Source organism: Micromonospora sp. NPDC050495 (genome assembly GCF_040655175.1).
GTDB lineage: Bacteria > Actinomycetota > Actinomycetes > Mycobacteriales > Micromonosporaceae > Micromonospora.
This window is the reverse complement of sequence record NZ_JBFAJK010000118.1, coordinates 1-1,748: the sequence shown is the minus strand read 5'-3', so window position 1 is coordinate 1,748 and position 1,748 is coordinate 1. Positions and strand designations below refer to the sequence as shown.

The window sequence follows — 1,748 nt, the reverse complement described above, 5'->3', positions numbered from 1 at the left end:
CATATAAGATTTCTTGAACTTCACGATAGCTAAGGTTATAACGAAGATAGTAGCCCACGGCTACAATAATCACATCCTGCTGAAATTGCTTTTCTTTAAAATGATTCATCGTCATTCCTCCTGCTATCTTTTTCTATTATTCTACCTTATTTGATAGTAGATTTAAAACTTTGCAACAGAACCCTATATTCGTTACAATGGTTATGGGAAGTTTTTCAAAAGGTTAAGAAAAGCTTACGGGGGTTTTTGAAATCAAAAAGTAGTAGGGGACGATAAAATGAAACATACACACAAAATCATATTGGCTGTCACTTCTGTATGCACTGTTATTATTCTAGGTGTAAGTATCTTTTTTGTTACACAAGCAGTAACAAACAATAAATTAGAAAACACTAGTCAAACAACTCAACACTCAAGCAGCAGCTCAAAACCTGTTGAAGATAAACAAACGACGAAACAGCTTGATCAAGCAAAACAGCTTGCTGCAAGTTATCATTATGATGAAGCCATCGCCTTACTTGAAAAAGACGACGCCAAAGAAGCGCAACAATTGTTAGCAACTTTGAAAAAAGAAAAAGAATCCTTGGTAAAATGGGAAGACCCGACCAAAATCTCACACGTCTTCTTTCATAGTCTGATTGTTGATCCAGCTAAGGCTTTTCATACCCAGCAAGCACAAGGGTATAAAGATTATATGGTCACTATTTCCGAATTCAATAAAACCATTGATCAGTTATATAAAAATAACTATGTTCTTGTTAATCTAAATGGATTAGTCAAAAAAGGAACAGATGGAAAACTGACCTTTACAGGTGTTTCTCTTCCAGAAGGAAAGAAACCGTTAATTCTTTCGCAAGACGATGTCAGCTATTATGAATACATGGACAATTCAGGATTTCCAAGTAAGTTGATTGTCGATAAACAGAACCAAATCAAGAATATTTATATCGACAATAAGAAGGAAACTGTTGGTGACTATGATATGGTTCCATTGATCGATTCATTCATTAAAAAACATCCCGATTTTTCTTATCAAGGCGCCAAAGGAACATTAGCTTTAACAGGCTATAATGGTGTATTAGGTTACCGTACATCAAAATCAGAATATGGTGATAACGAAAAAACAAACAAAGAAATCGAAGCAGCCAAAAAAGTTGCTGATCAATTAAAGAAAGATGGTTGGAGTTTTGCTTCTCATACTTGGGGACACTTGAATATGACACAAGCTTCTTTAGCCGATATCCAACAAGATAATGAACGTTGGCAAAATGAAGTTGCACCTATTTTAGGCAAAACAAATATTTTGATCTACCCATTTGGCGCTGACATCAGCGATTGGCAACCTTATTCTGAAGCAAATCAAAAATTTGCTTACTTGAAACAACAAGGATTTGATATCTTCTGCAATGTCGATGCCTCAACTCCTGCATGGGGACAACTAGGAACTGACTACTACCGTAACGCCAGAATCAATATTGACGGTATCCGTTTCGAAGCTGACCTAAAAGGAGAAAATCCAATACTTGATCAATTTATCAACGTCAAAGAAGTGTATGACCAAAAAGATCGAAGATAGAGGTTGTGAAAGAAGCGTCCAGCTCCGAGCAAATAAGAACTAGATTTCTAAAATAGTTTCTCATATTTTGGAAATCTAGCGCTTATTGCTGAGGAGTTGCTTCTTGAACACCGTGGATAAGGTTATAACGAAGATAGTAGCCCACGGCTACAATAATCACATCCTGCTGAAA

1 protein-coding gene and 2 pseudogenes are annotated in these 1,748 nt (G+C 36.0%); 1 reads left to right on the top strand and 2 read right to left on the bottom strand.

The window, feature by feature from the left end; genetic code table 11:
- Positions 1-109 (bottom strand): annotated as a pseudogene (locus tag AB0I11_RS34335) (IS6 family transposase); the annotation flags it as partial.
- A gap of 168 nt (positions 110-277) precedes the next feature.
- On the opposite strand from AB0I11_RS34335, the gene AB0I11_RS34330 reads away from it, so the two are divergent.
- Complete coding sequence (locus tag AB0I11_RS34330) at positions 278-1,576, top strand: polysaccharide deacetylase family protein (protein WP_357330099.1); 1,299 nt, start codon at positions 278-280, stop codon at positions 1,574-1,576.
- 100 nt (positions 1,577-1,676) lie between these two features.
- On the opposite strand, the pseudogene AB0I11_RS34325 reads toward AB0I11_RS34330, so the two are convergent.
- Positions 1,677-1,748: pseudogene (locus tag AB0I11_RS34325) on the bottom strand (IS6 family transposase); the annotation flags it as partial.